This window comes from Thalassospira profundimaris WP0211, assembly GCF_000300275.1.
Taxonomy (GTDB): domain Bacteria; phylum Pseudomonadota; class Alphaproteobacteria; order Rhodospirillales; family Thalassospiraceae; genus Thalassospira; species Thalassospira profundimaris.
In genome coordinates, this window is record NZ_AMRN01000007.1 from 170,277 (window position 1) to 186,444 (window position 16,168).

A 16,168-nucleotide genomic window follows, 5' to 3' on the forward strand; every position below is an offset into this window, starting at 1 on the left:
CAGGGAGCCTGAAATGCCCATCGATCCGATCCTTGATCCGTCCGTTCTGGCCAAGGAGCTGTCCGGTTATCATCTGATCAACGGTAAACTTGTCGCCCCGAAAAACGGCAAGACCTTTGATGTTCTTAATCCTGCCACGGGCAAGGTTATCGGTCAGGCAGCCGACGGTGACGCCGACGATGTCGCGATTGCGGTTGCCGCCGCCAAGGCCGCCCAGAAGGACTGGGCCGAACGCCCGGCGCGTGAACGCGGCAAACTGTTGGCCGAATGCGGCCGCATCCTGATGTCCCATGCCGAGGAATTGGGCCGTCTGGTCGCCCTTGAATCGGGCAAGGCCCTTCGCACCGAAAGCCGGGTTGAGGCATCGGTTCTGGCCGATATGTTCGTCTTTTTCGGCGGACTTGCGTCAGAGCTTAAAGGTGAAACAGTTCCGTTTAACCCGAACATGATGACCCTGACCACCCGCGAGGCCGTTGGCGTTGTCGGTGCGATCATTCCGTGGAACGTTCCGATGATGCTGATGGCGATCAAGGTTGCCCCGGCACTGGTTGCCGGTAACGCAGTCGTCGTCAAATCCGCCGAAGACACCCCGCTTGCGGTTCTGCGCGTGTGTCAGATCATGCAGGAAGTTCTCCCGGCTGGCGTCTTTAACATCCTGTCGGGCTTTGGCCCGTCTTGTGGCGGCCCGCTGGTTGAACACAAGGATGTCAAAAAGGTTTCCTTCACCGGATCGGTTGAAACCGGCCGCACGGTGTATCGCGCCGCTGCCGAAAAACTCATTCCGGTCACCCTTGAACTGGGTGGCAAATCCCCGATGATCGTCATGGGTGATGCCGACCTTGATAAGGCGATTGCCGGTGCGATTGGCGGCATGCGTTTCACCCGTCAGGGACAAAGCTGCACGGCGGCATCACGCATGCTGGTGCATGAAAGCCTGCATGACGAATTCGTCAAACGCCTGATTGATAAGGTCAACACCCTTAAAATGGGTGATCCGCTGGATGAAGAAACCGACATCGGCACGATCATCAACCGCAAACAGTTCGACAAGGTTTGTGGCTATATCGAAGTCGGCGAAAAGGAAGGTGCGACCAAAAACGAACTAAGCGCCCTTCCCACCGACAGCGCCCTTTCCGATGGCCTGTTTGTCCGTCCGGTGATCTTCACCAATGTCGATCCGAACGCGCGTATTGCCCGCGAAGAAATCTTTGGCCCTGTTGCCTGTGTGTTCAAGTTCAATACCTTTGAAGAGGCCCTTGAACTTGCCAATGACAGCGACTTCGGTCTGGCTGCGACCGTCTGGACGACGGACCTTAAAACCGCACTTGTTGCTACCAAGCGCCTCGAAGCGGGCTTTGTTCAGGTCAACCAGAACCTTGTTGTCCAGCCGAACCTGTCTTATGGCGGCATCAAGCTTTCCGGTCTGGGCAAGGAAGCATCGCTTGAAAGCATGCTTGAACACTTCACCTACAAGAAGACGATTATCCTGAACATGGAATAACCTGTCTGTCGCTTGAAACGATTGATTTCAAAAAACCGGGTTGCACGTGACGCAACCCGGTTTTTCTTTTCCGATGCTTGACCTTGGGCGCGCAATCCGCAAAGGTGCCTTTCTCAAACACATCGAAACCCGGAAAGTACATGGCTATGTCTGCAGCTACTGACATCCTCGCATCACACTCTTGCCCGCCTCTTCGTGCCGGTGTGATCGCCATGATTATGGGTATTTCCGACCTGCGAATGTGATCCCTGTCATCTGCGGATGACAGGACCGGTTTAATACCGCTATTCACGCCATAAAATATTACTATAGCCATCGCATCAGATTGCGGATGGCCGCAGGAGTACGGAAATCATGACTGTTTCCTATCACGATATTGTTCGCGCCTCGGGCTTGCTCGAAGGCATCGTTGCGAAAACACCACTGGTGAAATCCCTAACGCTTTCAAACATTTGCCAAGCGGATGTTTATCTGAAACTTGAAAATCAGCAATATACCGCGTCGTTCAAGGAACGTGGCGCCTATGTAAAACTGGCAAGCCTGACTCCGGAAGAACGCGAAAAAGGTGTTATCGCCGTATCGGCTGGCAACCACGCGCAGGGTGTTGCCTATAACGCCAAACGACTTGGTATTCCCGCCACCATCGTGATGCCCAAAAACACCCCCTACACCAAGGTTCACCATACGCGCTCGCACGGTGCAGAAGTCGTTCTGACCGGCAACGTATTTGCCGAAAGCCTTGAGGCCGCCGGCCGCATCCAGCAAGATCGTGGTCTGACCTTCGTCCATCCGTTTGATGATCCACATATCATCGCAGGCCAGGGCACTGTCGGGCTCGAAATCCTTGATGAAAACAAAGACATCGACACGGTTGTCGTGCCGATTGGCGGTGGCGGTCTGGCATCGGGCGTTGTCACCGCGATCAAGTCGCGCCGCCCCGACATCGAAGTGATCGGGGTTGAGACCAAGCTTTACCCGTCCATGTATGAAGGCATACACGGCAAGGAATTCACCGGCGGTGGCGTCACCATTGCCGAAGGCATTGCTGTCAAACAGCCCGGTGGCCTGACGCTTGAAATCTGCAAGGAAAAACTCGATGACGTCGTTCTGGTCGAAGAAAGCTCGATCGAACGCTCCATCCAGATGATGATCGAGATCGAAAAAAGCGTTGTCGAAGGTGCCGGTGCGGCCCCGCTGGCCGCCCTGCTCGATCATCCGGATCGCTTCAAGGGCAAGAAAGTCTGCCTGATTATCAGTGGTGGCAACATCGATACCCGCCTGCTGGCCCAAGTTCTGATGCGCGGCATGGCCCGTGAAGGCCGCCTTGTTCGTGTCCGGATCGAAATTCCGGATGTGCCGGGCGCACTTTCAACGATCAGTGCCTTGATCGGCGAAGAAGACGCTAACATCATTGAAGTCTATCACCAGCGTCATTTCTATGACGTGCCGGCAAAACAGACCGATGTCGACATGGTGCTTGAAGTGCGCGACACCCAGCACGGGCAACAGGTGATCGACCGCCTGATCAAGGAAGGATTCGGTGGCCGCCTGCTTGGTAACACGTCGCTCGACTAGGAACCCCTGTATCCAGAAACGACAAAGGGCCGTTGGTGTGTCACCACGGCCCTTTTCTTTTGTGAACTACATCACATCGCAAGTGACAAAGTTATTCACCCAGCGTGCGATACCGCCCACCATAATACAGCAACGGCGCACCGGTTTCGCCCATCACCAGTTCCTGAACATGACCAACGATGATGCTGTGATCACCGCCTTCATGAAGGGCGTGACGTTCGCAGGTCAGCGCTGCAACACTGCCTTTAAGGCGCGGCATGCCAAGGCTGTCATCTTCATATGCGACCTTGTCCCACCCATCCTGCCCGGGGGCTGAAAACAGCTCGGACACCTGCTTTTGGCTCTGGCTCAGGATATTGATGCAAAACCGTTTGGCATCCCCCGTGAACAGCGCGTGAGTCGCCGCACGGTGATCAACCGAAAACAAAACCAGCGCTGGATCAAGCGACACCGAGGCAAAGCTGTTGATAGTAATGCCCGCTTTTGCACCGTCTTGGGCGCGGGTGGTTACAACGGCAACGCCGGTTGTGAATTGACCAAGGCAATCGCGAAAATCGCGCGCAGAGAAAGACATATTGAAGGAAGCTCTCGTATACCAATATGGATGGGTGACGCGTCCCGAATGGAGCTTGGGGAAAATGGCGTCTATTCACCGCGCTGTCAAACCTAACTCGCAGCTAATTTAAACGCGATGTTAATAAGATTAAAACTTAATAAGAGCATATAGATATCAGAAACACGTTCTGCACTGCCGCAGAAGGCAGATGTTTCGATGAACTCGGGGTTGATCGTTCAGGTATCTGGCTTGGGGTAGCGGAGAAGAAAAAAGAATGTTCTTGATCATTGGTTATATCGTCGTAGTCGGCTCTGTCTTGGGTGGCTATCTGCCGCATGGCGACTTTGGCATTCTTGTACAACCGCTTGAAGTTCTGATCATTTTCGGGGCTGCGTTTGGTGCCTATTTGACTGCCAACCCGCTTGGCATCGTGAAGAAATCCTTCACCTACACCATTCGCGCCATGAAAGGCCCAAAGAAAAAGGCCGCCTATCTGGAACTTCTGATCTGCCTTTATGCGATTTTCCGCCTTGCGAAATCCAAAGGCGATCTTGCGCTTGAAAGCCACGTTGAAAACCCGGAAAGCTCCAGTCTGTTTTCCAATTTTCCGATGCTGATGAAAGATCATCATGCGATGGAATTCATGTGTGACTATCTGCGCCTGCTTACCCTTGGCACGACCAACGCCTATGAACTCGAAGCCGTGATGGATCAGGAACTTGAAACCCATCACGAAGAAGAACACGCAGTTGCGTCTGCTGTGCAAACGGCTGGTGACGGCCTTCCGGCACTTGGCATTGTTGCGGCTGTTCTTGGCGTTATCGTCACCATGAGCTCGGTGACTGAACCGCCTGAAATTCTTGGTGGCCTGATTGCTGCGGCCCTTGTCGGTACCTTCCTTGGTATTCTCGGTGCCTATGGCTTTGTCGGCCCGACCGCATCGATCATCAAAAACACCGTGGACGCAGACGGCAAATATTACAGCTGCATCAAAGCCGCCCTGGTTGGTCACATGCAGGGATATGCCCCGCAGGTCTCGGTGGAGTTCGCACGTAAAACCCTCCCGCATAATCTTCGACCCAGCTTCAAAGAGCTTGACGAAGCGCTGCAAGACGCGCCCACGGCTTGATTTTGCGATAAAAGATCTGGTTTAGAGGACAACGCAGCAAATGCCCGATATCGTCATAAAAAAGATCAAAAAAGGTGGGCACGGGCATCATGGTGGTGCCTGGAAAGTTGCCTATGCCGACTTTGTGACGGCGATGATGGCATTCTTCCTGTTGCTGTGGCTGCTTTCCAGCGCGACCGAGGAACAGCTGCAAGGCGTGTCGATGTATTTCACGCCCGAGACCATCTCGCAAAATGAATCGGGTTCTGGTGGCTTGCTGGGCGGCACCAGCCTGGCCGAAGAAGGTGCACTGCGTTCCGAATTCGGATCACCGTCGATCAGCATGGAAATCCCGCCGGTCGAAACACCGGAAGAACGCGAAGCCATCCGTGTGGCCCAGATGGAAGAACAGGAATTCAACGAGGCCCAGGAAGAACTCCTTAAGGCAATCGAAGCCAACGAGGAACTTCAGGGCCTTGAAAAGAACATCCGCATCGAAAACACCGATGAGGGACTTCGCATCCAGATCCTTGACGAAGACGGCACCGCCATGTTCCCGAGCGGTAGTGCCGCCATGGCCGATCATACCCGCCTTCTGCTGCAACAGGTCGCAGGCGTGATTGAAAACATGCCACAGGATGTCTCGATCGAAGGCCATACCGATGCCGTGCCGTTCAACCGGACAGATGGCTATTCCAACTGGGAACTGTCAGCCGATCGTGCGCTGGCCACCCGTCGTGCACTTGAAGACATGGGGCTTGAAACGGGACGCTTTGCCAAGGTTGCCGGTCTGTCGGACACCGACCCGCTCCTGCCCGAGGCACCGGAAAATGAAAGCAACCGTCGCATCAGCATCACCTTGCTGCGTGGCACCGGCGAACGTTCCGAACTTGAAGGCACCGGCGAAGCTGGCCAAAACGGACAAACTGCACCGACAGGTGCAGCACCCGCTGGCCCGGCACCATCGCCTGCACAACAACCGGCACAGGGTGAAAACCAGCGCCGCCCGACCTTCTCGGTTCCATCACAACGGTGATTTGAAATCCGGCAACAGAAATCGGTGCCCTTTTGACCGTCAGGCCTTTAAACTGTCATAAACAACACCTAATCTCATAGAATAGTTCTCTTTGATGTGACCGGGACTGATCGGATCAAATGACAGTTAATCAGCGGCGCCTGACCCAGCACTATTTTATGACCGCACCGATGCCGTGCCCATACCTGCCCGGCCGGTTCGAACGTAAACTGGTCACGGAGTTGCGCGGGCCCGAGGCCAACAACGTCCATGATCTGTTGTCACGTGCAGGCTTTCGCCGCAGCCACTCAATCGCCTATCTGCCGGCCTGCAGTGATTGCAATGCCTGTGTTCCGGTGAGGGTCCGCTGTGACGGGTTCGAACCCAGCCGGTCTTTCCGCCGCATCAAGAACAGAAACAGCGATCTTGTCCGCAAGGTGATGCCGCCGTCCGCGACACAAGAACAATACCAGCTGTTTAGCACCTATCAGGACGCCCGGCATGGCAATGGTGACATGGCGCGCATGGATGCCCGTGATTACCGCGCAATGATCGAAGACAGCACAGTGGAAACCTCGATCTTTGAATATCGTCGCGCGGATGACAGCCTGATTGCTGTGGCGCTGGTTGATATTCTGGCCGATGGACTGTCTGCTGTTTACAGCTTCTTTGACCCGCAAGAAGACCGTCGCGGACTGGGCACTTACATCGTGCTTGATCTGATCGACGAAGCCAGAATGCTCTCCCTTCCGCATGTGTATCTTGGCTACTGGATCGGCGATTGCCGCAAGATGTCGTATAAGATGCGCTTCCAGCCCCTTGAAGGATTCCGCGATGGTCAATGGGTCTCGATGGAAGACGCTGATAGTGACGCGGACTAAGCTGTAAAAGTTCGCATTCTGCACCAATTGCGCGAACCACTTTCCCCGATTAGACTAAAGTACCATACAACAACTCGATCCTCGGTTGCCTGCCCGTAAAGACGCATATAAGCTTCGTCTCAAAGCTGATCATCCAGCTTTTACAGATAAATCATGAGCTTGCATCTTTGGGAGGTTGTAACCAATGAAACGTCGCCAATTTCTTTCCGGCGCTGCCGTAGCAGGTGCGACTGCTGCTGCCGCGTCAACTTTCGCCAAACCGGCAATTGCCCAGGACGTCCGCGAATGGCGGATGGTCACCACCTGGCCGAAAAACTTTCCGGGCCTTGGCACCGGCGCAAACCTTCTTGCTGAATACATCACCAAGGCATCCGAAGGTCGCCTGAAAGTTACCGTTTTTGGCGCAGGTGAAATTGTTCCGGCATTCGAAGCCATCGACGCTGTTGGCAACGGCACCGTCGAAATGGGCCACGGCGCGCCTTACTACTGGAAAGGCAAAGTCGACGCGACCCAGTATATCGCAGCAATGCCGTTCGGTCTGAACGCACAGGAACAGAATGCGTGGTTCCAGTGGGGTGGCGGTCAGGAACTGGCTGATAAGGTCTATGCGGAACTGAACTGTAAGTTCTTCCCGTCGGGCAACACCGGCACCCAGATGGGCGGCTGGTTCAACAAGGAAATGAACACCATTGACGACTATAAAGGTCTGAAAATGCGTATTCCGGGCCTTGGTGGCGAAGTTGTCAAAGCCGCTGGTGCCAACGTTGTGAACCTTCCAGGCGGGGAAATTCCGCCGGCACTTCAGTCGGGCGCGATTGACGCAACCGAATGGGTGGGTCCGTATAACGATCTGGCCTTTGGTCTCTATAAATCGGCCAAATACTACTACTATCCGGGCTGGCACGAGCCGGCGACCGTTCTCGACAACTTCATCAACCTGGATGCATGGAATGCACTCCCTGATGATCTGAAAGCCATTGTCGAGCAGGCAAACCGCGCTGTGAACCAGATGGTTCTGTCGGAATTCACCGCACGTAACGTTCAGGCACTCGACACCCTGCGCAACAAGCACGGCGTTGATGTTCGTCCGTTCTCTGACGACATTCTGACCGGCCTTGGCAAACTGTCGGGTGAAGTTCTGCGTGACCTGGTTTCGTCGAACCCGCTGTCACAGGAAGTCTTCGAAAGCCTTATCGCCTTCCGTACCCAGTCGATCGCATGGTCGAAATTCTCGGAAGCGGCATTCGCACAGGCACGTGTCCTGCCGTTCAAATACTAAGTTTTCCGAATTCGGAAAACGACAAAGGGCTGGCATTTGCCAGCCCTTTTTATTTGGCCTGCTCCAAACTTATCAGAGCCGGCCACTGAAACAAAAAAGGCACCCAGAACGGGTGCCTTTTTCTTTGATGATATGTCGCCGTCGTTCTTAGAACAGAACGCTTGGAAGCCAGGTTGCCAACCACGGGAAGGCAGCCACAAGGCACAGGCCAAGCATCTGGATAACCACGAATGGTACAATCCCGCGATAGATATCCCACGTCTTGATCGCCGCCGGGGCCACACCGCGCAGATAGAACAGCGCAAAGCCGAATGGCGGTGTCAGGAAGCTGGTCTGAAGATTGATTGCAATCATCACACCCAGCCAGACCGGATCGACATCAAGCTTAAGCAGGATCGGGCCGACAATCGGGATCACAACAAACACGATCTCGATGAAGTCGAGGAAGAAGCCCATGACGAACATCAGCAACATCACGACCAGCATCGCACTGAACACACCACCCGGAAGGTTGTGCAGCAGTTCTTCAACCAGATGATCACCACCCAGACCACGGAACACCAGCGAGAACACCGACGCACCCAGAAGGATGACAAACACCATCGCGCTGACCTGAACCGTCTGGCGCACCACATGGCGCAGCACAGGCATATCAAGACGGCGATAGAACGCAGCCAGAATGGTCGCACCGACCGAGCCGAATGCGGCAGATTCCGTCGGCGTTGCAATCCCGGTCAGGATTGAGCCCAGAACCGCCACAATCAGCAATGCCGGTGGCAGCAATGCGCGCAGCACTTCACCCCAAAGGCCTGCCGGGCGTTTGCCTTCGACCAGTGCTGGTGCTGATTCCGGATCAATCAGGGATTTGATGATGATCCAGCCGATATAAAGCCCAACCAGCATAATTCCCGGAATGAAGGCACCGGCGAACAGATCCATCACCGAAATCGGTTCCGGTGCCCAGTTGCCCAGCGCGCGCTGCGCTTCGGCATAGGCCCCCTGCAAGATATCACCCAGCAGAACCAGAACGATCGACGGCGGAATGATCTGACCCAGCGTACCCGATGCACAGATCACACCGGTCGACAGTTTCGGATCATAACCGGCTTTTTGCATCGCCGGCAGGCTGAGCAAGCCCATGGTCACAACCGTCGCACCGACAATACCGGTGGATGCCGCAAGCAACATACCGACGATCACGACCGAAATGCCAAGGCCGCCACGCATGGTGCCAAACAGCATGCCCATCGTGGTCAGAAGCTTCTCGGCGATCCGTGCGCGTTCAAGCATCACGCCCATGAACACGAACAACGGGATCGCAACATAAAGCTCGTTGGTCATCACACCGAAATAGCGTGACGGCAAAGAGCCCAGAAGCGGCATATCGAATGTGCCCATGGCGTTGCCAATAAGCGCAAAAGCAAGACCGGTGCCCGCAAGTGAGAAAGCAACCGGAAAACCAAGAAGAAGCACGCCGCAAGCTACGGCGAACATCACCAGGCTAAGAATTTCCCCCGTCATCAGACGCCCTCGTGCTCTTCTTCTTTGATTTCAAACTCTTTGTGACCGGTCAGGACCAGAACACTGCGCGCTGCCAAAGACAGCCCCTGCAGCAGCATCAGGACACCAAAGACCAAAATCACAGACTTATAAAGGAACAGTCCCGGAAGCCCGCCGGTTTCATGCGATCCTTCCAGACGGTGCCAGCTCGTGACAACGTAAGGATAGCTGTACATCAGGATCATGATGACGACGGGTGCAAGCAGGAACAGGGAACCAAAAAGGTCTACCCATGCCTTGTAGCGCGCAGATGCCGGACGATAGAAAACGTCAACACGCACATGCCCCCCATGCAGCAGCGTGTAACCCGCGCCGACCATGAACATGATGCCGTAAAGCCACATATAGCTTTCCTGCATCGACACCCAGCCGACCGCAAAGCCATAACGCAACGTTGCCACCAAAAACGTGATCACCACCATGGGGATCACCAGCCAGGCTACTCCGCGTCCGATCCAGTCATTAAGACTGTCAACGGCGTGGACGAAATTTCCCAGAAATCTCACTTTTCACTCCCAAGCCCTTTTTTGAATCTCACAGGAAAATTGCGGGCTTCCTGTTAAACAGGTTGGGAAGTTACAGATTAACCACCGAAAACGCTATATCTTTTGCACCGAATTTCGGCCATTTCTGCCGGGAAATGCAACAAATCACAGGCAGTGCATCAATTTTCGTCATTCAGGCAAAGAAAAAGCCGGATGGCTTGGCACCAACCGGCTTTTATCAAGGCGTTTTAACACCCGTTATTCAAACTTGTTGGACCGCGGGAAGCCATTTGGCGGCAGGCGCCCTGCCCCGGCCCGTTTGCCAATCCATTCGGCCAGTTCGGTGACTGTGCGGGTACGACCTTCGCTGCCACCCATCGTCCAGCTGAGACCCTCTTCAAGGTTAAACAGGATGAGGTCCGAAAGACCGCCCTGACGGTATTTCTGCAAGATCACACCGCGGCCACGGGTCATTTCCGGAATTTCCGAAACCGGATAAATCAGCAATTTGCGGTTATCCCCCAGAACGGCAACATGGTCTTGCTCAACCGGCAGGAAGATCTTGGCAACTTCGCCAGTTCCAAGGTTAAGCACCTGTTTGCCGTTTTTGGTCTGCGCAACCACTTCTTTCTCGGCAACCAGGAAGCCACGTCCACCGGAACTTGCCACCAGAAGGTTACGACCTTCCTTGTGCACCACCATCGAAACAATGTCATGTTCCTGCGGCAGATCGATGGAAAGACGGATCGGCTCCCCATGGCCGCGCCCGCCTGGCAGTTTGTCACACGACATGGTGTAACAACGCCCGGCCGTCGACAAGATCAGAAGCTTGTCAGTGGTAAATGCCTTCAGCGCAAAGCGATGCTCGTCACCATCCTTGAACTTCAGGTCGCTGATATCGGCGACATGGCCCTTAAGCGCACGCACCCAGCCCATTTTCGAACAGATGACCGTAATCGGTTCACGTTCGATCAGTGCTTCCAGCGGAACTTCGATTTCTTCCGGTGCATCGCCAATCTCGGTGCGGCGCTTTCCAATGGCAGTCTTCTTGCCAAAGTTTTCACGCATCACCTCGATCTCGTCGCGGATTTTCTCCCAACGCAGGCTCTCGCTGGCCAGCAGCGCTTCAAGGCCCTGCTTTTCCTCGGTCAGTTTGGCATGCTCGTTCTTGATTTCCATCTCTTCGAGCTTGCGCAACGACCGCAGACGCATGTTAAGGATCGCATCGGCCTGCACTTCGGTCAGGTCAAACGCCTTCATCAGGGCGTTTTTCGGCTCATCCTCATAACGGATGATCCGGATCACTTCATCAAGGTTCAGATAGGCAACAAGATAGCCTTCCAACACCTCAAGACGGTGATTGATCTTGGCCAAGCGATGGTTGGAACGACGGATCAGAACATCCTGACGATGCGCCAGGAATGCGCGCAGAACTTCGCGCAAGTTCATCACCCGTGGCGTGTTATCGCCGTCCAGAACGTTCATGTTCAAGCCAAACCGGATTTCCAGTTCGGTATTCTTGAACAGCATTTCCATCAGGTGTTCCGGCTCAACCGCACGGGTACGTGGTTCCAGAACCAGACGAATGATATCGGTCGACTCATCGCGCACATCGTTCAAAAGCGGCAATTTCTTTGCCACCATCAGATCGGCGATCCGTTCAACCAGCTTGGCTTTCTGAACCTGATAGGGAATCTCGGTAATCACGACCTGATAAAGACCGTGGCTAAGCTTTTCGACTTCCCATTTCGCACGCAGGCGGAATGATCCACGCCCGGTCGCATAGGCTTCGAGAATGTTTTCACGCGGCTCGACCAGAACGCCACCGGTCGGGAAATCCGGACCCGGCACACAACGCACAAGCTGCGCAATCGAAGTTTCCGGATCATCAATCAGTTTGATCAGGGCCGTGCACAGTTCACCGGCATTGTGCGGCGGAATGTTGGTCGCCATACCCACAGCAATGCCCGAGGCCCCGTTGGCCAAAAGGTTCGGGAAAGCAGCCGGCATCACAACCGGTTCTTTTTCCTCGCCGTCATAGGTCGGGCGAAAATCAACAGCATCTTCGTCAAGGCCATCCATCAACGCCGCGGCAACCGCTGTCATGCGGGCCTCGGTGTAACGCATTGCCGCAGCATTATCGCCGTCAATGTTGCCGAAGTTGCCCTGACCATCAACAAGCGGATAACGAACCGCAAAATCCTGTGCCAGACGTACCAGCGCGTCATAGACCGACTGATCACCATGCGGGTGATATTTACCGATCACGTCACCGACAACACGCGCACATTTCTTGAACCCCTGTTCCGGGTTCAGTTTAAGCTGACGCATGGCGTAAAGAAGACGACGATGCACTGGCTTAAGGCCATCACGCACATCAGGCAGGGAACGCGACATGATTGTCGACATCGCGTAGGCGAGATATCGTTCGCTCAGCGCGTCTGCAAGCCGGGTTTCCCGGATTTGTCCGGCACTGGCCGGATCGGAAGTCTTGGTGCTCATGAACGATTTTTCTTGTTGCTTGTCAAAATGGACATGTGCAAGTGCGTTCGGACCCGAACACCTTACGTTATTGGCAACATACTACGCCGGGCATGGTCTTGGTCAACATATGGCGCGCAAATTGCCTAATTTATTTTTCTGCTCCGATATCCGTGCGCCAGACATGGCTGACAAGACGGTCCCGCGCAGCAACAGGTTTGATACCTTTTGCCTCGAAAATATCGCGGTGAATGAAAAATCCGGTCAGTTTCAGACCATCGCGCAGTTGTTCTAATAAAGACATTTCCTTGCACGATTGAGACGCCCGCCCAGAAGCAAGAAAGGCCGGCAATGGCAACATCCGGTCACGATACGCCTGCCCTGATGCCTCGCCAACGGCGCGGCCGCTTTTGGGGGATACAAAGGCAAGGTTTTCAGTCTCGTTGGTTGCGGCACATCGATCCAGTGCCAAGCCGTAACCGAGCTCTTCCAGTAACCCGACTTCCCAACGGATATAGGCAGGCAACCATTGCTCGGACTTAAGGGCCGAAATCAACGCGACGGTTCCGCGATACAGATCCGGATGGGCTTCGCGTTCCGGAAGCGTCGCGTCCAACATCGCACAGGCCGAACTCATCGCCATCAAGGGGCCAGCATGCAACAAAAGATCTGCAGCATGCGCGCCGGTCAGTTCACAGCGAAATTGCCCAAGATGTTCGGCCAATCGGGCGGACCACCCCACCCGAATTTCATTACCGGGCTCAAGGGTGCCACGCATGGATTTGCTGGTCGCGCCGCGCACCAGACCGGCATGGCGGCCATAATCACGGGTCAGGACAGAAAGACGGACTGAATTTTCACCCAGCTTGCGTGTCGAAAGAACGATACCGTCATCCCGCCAATCCATCCGCGTACCTTAGAAAAAGCCACTAGGTACAATGAGGCGGGTGACAAGGAAAAAGAACCCGAGCAGGCAGGACGCAAGACTAAACAACGCCAAACCGAACACAACCTTGCGCAGGATCGGGCGGTTCGGGATTTCTTCGATGGCATCAGACAGTGGATCAGATGAGTCATTACGCATTAGGTCGGGCCTCCACCCGTCATGCGCCAGAACAGGCCCAGCACAAAGACGGCGATCGCAATCAGAAGTGCAATCAGGTTAAGTGGTTTGTGCAGGAACGATTTTTCACGTTGCACAGACGCACTGGAATTGCGGTTGCGGAACGGACGTCTGGCGACGCGCGCAACAATCATTGCGGCAGCAGCGCCAACAATGATCATGACAATTCCCCAGACGGATCCGATTTCCATTACTTACCCGGCAATTTGTGGTCACTCGATATGGGACCAGTCAACGCGATCAGGCGTTGTGATCAAGACCCCACATGGCAAAGCGGTTGGGATCATCGCCCCAGTTTTCACGCACCTTCACGAACAGGAACAAATGTACCCGGCGTTCGAAAATGGCTTCAAGTTCCTTGCGGGCATCGCTGCCAAGCGCCTTGATACGTTTCCCGCCCTTGCCAAGGATGATTGCCTTCTGGCCCTCACGCTCGACAAAGATGGTCTGCTCAAGCTTGACCGATCCATCCTTGCGCTCTTCCCAAAGCTCGGTCTCGACCGTTGCTGAATAAGGAAGTTCCTGCTGAAGCTGGTAATAAAGCTTTTCACGGGTAATTTCGGCCGCAAGCAGTCGCAGCGGCATATCCGAAACATCGTCTTCCGGGAACATCCAAGGGCCATCGGGCATCTTGGCGGCAAGGAAATTCACCAGATCCTGCGTGCCCGCACCCTTTTTGGCCGAAATCATGAAGACGTCGGTAAAGACTTCATGGGCAAACAGGTCCTGCGACAAACGCAGAAGCTTTTCCTTGTCCGATACCTTGTCGACCTTGTTCAACGCAAGGATCGCCTTGCGGTTCTGTTCCTTAAGCGTCTTGATGATGGCCAGGTCTTCGTCCGTGATGCCGCTTCCGGCATCAATCACCAGAACAACAAGGTCCGCGTCATCTGCCCCATTCCAGGCGGCCTTGACCATCGCACGGTCAAGACGGCGTTTGGGCGCAAAGATGCCCGGTGTATCAATGAAAACAATCTGCGCGTCTTCGGTCATGACGATACCGCGCACGCGCGTTCGTGTCGTCTGGACCTTCGGCGAGACGATGGACACTTTCGTACCAACCAACTGGTTCAAAAGTGTCGATTTGCCGGCATTCGGCGCACCAACGAGGGCCACAAAGCCACAACGTTGCTGATAAGGTAATCTGTCTTCGGCCACCGGTGTGGGAACCTCATTCATCACTAAGTTTATCCAACATCAATTTCGCGGCGAGTTGTTCCGCTTCGCGTTTCGATTTGCCTTCGGCACTGACACTGTCACCGTCGCCGGTCGTCAGTTCGATGGTAAATAACGGCGCGTGGGCCGGGCCTTCACGGCCGACCATCTCGTATTTCGGTAACGGCTTGCCCCGCCCTTGCAGCCATTCCTGCAATTGCGTTTTGGCATCCTGCGGCGGCTTGTTGGCTTCATCCAAAAGCGGCGTCCACAGCTTTTCAATGAAACGCCGCGCCGGTTCAAGACCACCATCAAGATAGAGTGCGGCAATCACCGCCTCCATGCAATCAGATAAAATCGCCGGATTGGTATCAGCCCCTGCTGCGCGTTCACCCTTGGCCATCTGGATGTGTTCACCCAGTTTGATCTGTTCTGCCACGCGCGCCAAAGTCTCGCGGCGCACCAGTGCGACAAAACGTTTGGCCATCGCACCTTCGCGCTCGCGCCCGAACCGGGTGTACAGCATCTCGGCCACGACAAGACCCAGCACACGATCGCCAAGGAACTCAAGGCGCTCGTTGCCGCCGCTTAGCATATCCTTGCCCTTGGCGGCACTACGATGGGTCAGCGCCACACGCAAAAGGTCGGGATCGGAAAAACCGTGATCAATCTCGGCGATCACCGGCAGGCCGTCGCTCATCAGTTAACCCCCTGGAACAGGCGATCAAAACGGATGCTGCCAAGGTCATAAACCGGCTGGGAGCTGTCCTTGGAATAGAACAGGAATTCTGCGCGACCAACCAGGTTTTCAATCGGAACAAACCGGAAGCGCGACGGGAAGGCACGGCTGTCTGCCGAATTGTCGCGGTTATCACCCATCATGAAGAAATGACCTTCGGGAACGGTGAAAGCTTCGGTGTTGTCGCTCGGTCCCTGATCGCCAAACATCTCAAGAATGCGATGCACACGGCCATTTGGCAGGGTTTCGATATATTGCGGTACTGCGGCTGATCGCCCGCCACCATCGGTCAGGATGTAATCCTCGATACGCTCGCGCTCGATCATCTTGTTGTTGATGTAAAGACGGCCTTCCTTGACCTGAACCGTATCGCCCGGCAGGCCGATCACACGCTTGATGTAATCCTGCGAGGTATCAGACGGCAGTTTAAAGACAACCACATCGCCACGTTCCGGCTCACTTTCAAATACACGGCCCGGAATGATCGGCAGGCTGAACGGCATGCTGTGCTTCGAATACCCATAAGAGAATTTCGACACAAACAGGTAATCCCCCACCAGCAAGGTCGGGATCATCGAGCCAGACGGAATATTGAACGGTTCGAAAGCAAAGGTCCGAACCATAAGTGCAATGACAATGGCCCAGAAAACGGTCTTCAAGGTGTCTAGCAAACCACCCGTTTTCTTCTTATGCACAAGCTTTTCCATTCC

General features: G+C 54.7%; 16 protein-coding genes. 6 read left to right on the top strand and 10 right to left on the bottom strand.

Annotation, left to right across the window (positions count from 1 at the left end; all coding sequences use genetic code 11):
* Positions 1–13 precede the first annotated feature (13 nt).
* Both TH2_RS14215 and TH2_RS14220 read left to right on the top strand, forming a co-directional pair.
* On the top strand, positions 14–1,501 hold the full coding sequence (locus TH2_RS14215) for an aldehyde dehydrogenase family protein (protein WP_008891131.1): 1,488 nt from the start codon (positions 14–16) through the stop codon (positions 1,499–1,501).
* A 354-nt stretch (positions 1,502–1,855) separates the two neighbouring features.
* Positions 1,856–3,076 (top strand): threonine ammonia-lyase, encoded by a 1,221-nt coding sequence (locus tag TH2_RS14220; protein WP_008891132.1) that lies wholly within the window; start codon positions 1,856–1,858, stop codon positions 3,074–3,076.
* Between the two features lie 91 nt (positions 3,077–3,167).
* Here the strand turns inward: TH2_RS14220 and TH2_RS14225 are convergent, their stop codons facing one another.
* Positions 3,168–3,650, bottom strand: a complete 483-nt coding sequence (locus tag TH2_RS14225; RefSeq protein WP_008891133.1) for a flavin reductase family protein — start codon at positions 3,648–3,650, stop codon at positions 3,168–3,170.
* A 256-nt stretch (positions 3,651–3,906) separates the two neighbouring features.
* On the opposite strand from TH2_RS14225, the gene motA reads away from it, so the two are divergent.
* From motA to TH2_RS14245, 4 genes are all read left to right on the top strand, one after another.
* A complete protein-coding gene (gene motA, locus TH2_RS14230) occupies positions 3,907–4,761 on the top strand; it encodes a flagellar motor stator protein MotA (protein WP_008891134.1) in 855 nt (284 codons plus the stop codon).
* A 40-nt stretch (positions 4,762–4,801) separates the two neighbouring features.
* Positions 4,802–5,776, top strand: a complete 975-nt coding sequence (locus TH2_RS14235; protein ID WP_008891135.1) for a flagellar motor protein MotB — start codon at positions 4,802–4,804, stop codon at positions 5,774–5,776.
* Between the two features lie 119 nt (positions 5,777–5,895).
* The gene (locus tag TH2_RS14240) at positions 5,896–6,636 is read left to right on the top strand and encodes an arginyltransferase (protein ID WP_008891136.1); all 741 of its coding nucleotides are present in this window, start codon (positions 5,896–5,898) and stop codon (positions 6,634–6,636) included.
* 184 nt (positions 6,637–6,820) lie between these two features.
* A complete protein-coding gene (locus TH2_RS14245; protein WP_008891137.1) occupies positions 6,821–7,915 on the top strand; it encodes a TRAP transporter substrate-binding protein in 1,095 nt (364 codons plus the stop codon).
* A gap of 147 nt (positions 7,916–8,062) precedes the next feature.
* Here TH2_RS14245 and TH2_RS14250 read toward each other — a convergent pair whose 3' ends face one another.
* The 9 genes from TH2_RS14250 to lepB all read right to left on the bottom strand — a co-directional run bounded on the left by TH2_RS14250 (position 8,063) and on the right by lepB (position 16,165).
* Positions 8,063–9,436, bottom strand: coding sequence for a TRAP transporter large permease (locus TH2_RS14250; protein ID WP_008891138.1), 1,374 nt, complete (start codon positions 9,434–9,436; stop codon positions 8,063–8,065).
* On the bottom strand, positions 9,436–9,981 hold the full coding sequence (locus TH2_RS14255; protein ID WP_040823968.1) for a TRAP transporter small permease subunit: 546 nt from the start codon (positions 9,979–9,981) through the stop codon (positions 9,436–9,438). Before TH2_RS14255 ends, TH2_RS14250 begins: the two co-directional genes overlap by 1 nt.
* Before the next feature lie 237 nt (positions 9,982–10,218).
* Positions 10,219–12,462: a DNA topoisomerase IV subunit A gene (gene parC / locus TH2_RS14260; RefSeq protein ID WP_008891140.1), complete on the bottom strand. Its 2,244-nt coding sequence runs from the start codon at positions 12,460–12,462 to the stop codon at positions 10,219–10,221.
* A gap of 130 nt (positions 12,463–12,592) precedes the next feature.
* Positions 12,593–13,348, bottom strand: a complete 756-nt coding sequence (gene recO, locus TH2_RS14265; RefSeq protein ID WP_008891141.1) for a DNA repair protein RecO — start codon at positions 13,346–13,348, stop codon at positions 12,593–12,595.
* Between the two features lie 9 nt (positions 13,349–13,357).
* A complete protein-coding gene (locus TH2_RS21295) occupies positions 13,358–13,525 on the bottom strand; it encodes a hypothetical protein (RefSeq protein WP_156518943.1) in 168 nt (55 codons plus the stop codon).
* Entirely contained in the window at positions 13,525–13,755 is a 231-nt protein-coding gene (locus TH2_RS14270) for a hypothetical protein (RefSeq protein ID WP_008891142.1), read from the bottom strand. Before TH2_RS14270 ends, TH2_RS21295 begins: the two co-directional genes overlap by 1 nt.
* A 49-nt stretch (positions 13,756–13,804) precedes the next feature.
* Positions 13,805–14,743 carry a GTPase Era gene (era, locus tag TH2_RS14275; protein ID WP_008891143.1) on the bottom strand — a complete coding sequence of 313 codons (939 nt, stop codon included), beginning with the start codon at positions 14,741–14,743 and terminating at the stop codon, positions 13,805–13,807.
* On the bottom strand, positions 14,736–15,419 hold the full coding sequence (gene rnc, locus TH2_RS14280; protein WP_008891144.1) for a ribonuclease III: 684 nt from the start codon (positions 15,417–15,419) through the stop codon (positions 14,736–14,738). The genes era and rnc overlap by 8 nt, the downstream gene beginning before the upstream one ends.
* Positions 15,419–16,165 (bottom strand): signal peptidase I, encoded by a 747-nt coding sequence (gene lepB, locus TH2_RS14285; protein ID WP_008891145.1) that lies wholly within the window; start codon positions 16,163–16,165, stop codon positions 15,419–15,421. Before lepB ends, rnc begins: the two co-directional genes overlap by 1 nt.
* Between the last annotated feature and the right edge of the window lie 3 nt (positions 16,166–16,168).